Origin of the sequence: Pseudomonas sp. 50_B, from assembly GCF_017491625.1 — a bacterium.
GTDB lineage: Bacteria > Pseudomonadota > Gammaproteobacteria > Pseudomonadales > Pseudomonadaceae > Aquipseudomonas > Aquipseudomonas danubii.
Map to the genome: position 1 here is coordinate 1 of NZ_JAFGYX010000074.1, position 573 is coordinate 573.

1 protein-coding gene is annotated in these 573 nt (G+C 43.6%); it reads right to left on the reverse strand.

Translation table 11 applies throughout. From position 1 onward, the window contains the following. Positions 1-573, reverse strand: a 573-nt coding sequence (locus J5M73_RS30950; protein ID WP_207816858.1) for a toprim domain-containing protein, incomplete at both ends; no start/stop codon positions are given.

Sequence of the window (573 nt, forward strand, 5' to 3'; positions counted from 1 at the left end):
GGTGTGTGATTGTGTAAATATTATCGGACAATAGAAGACTTGCTACTTCTTCTTTTGCTTCCTTCCCCTTAAGGATATTCTTCTTAAGCTCCTTAGGTGTTGCAGAATCTGAGTCAAATGCAAGAACAATGTCAGAAAAGGATTGAACAAATTCAATGTTATGCGCCACTGACTCTGCTGCATTTGCTGTCCCCATTGAAATAGACACAACGCTTGGTTCAATCTTTCCTTCATACTTAGTTCCACGAAGGCTTTCAAGGCTTGCTCGGCGGGTTGCCGGAACCTCTTCCTCTCCTTCAACAATAATCAGCTTACGGCCACCCTTCGTGGTTTGTGGCTGGCCAAACATCTGGGCATTAATCTTCACTATACCAACCACAGTAAAATGAAAATCGTGGTCTTTTGGAACCGTCCAATCTCGCTTTTTAAATCCAGTCAATTCTCCCGACTTGCTGTAGTACGGGAAATAGGTGGCTTCAATTGTCTTACCGTCTTTGGTGCTGACACAAGATCGAATCTCATAAAATTCTGCATCTTCTTTAGTCAGCCCACGTTCAGGCACTGGTAGGCACT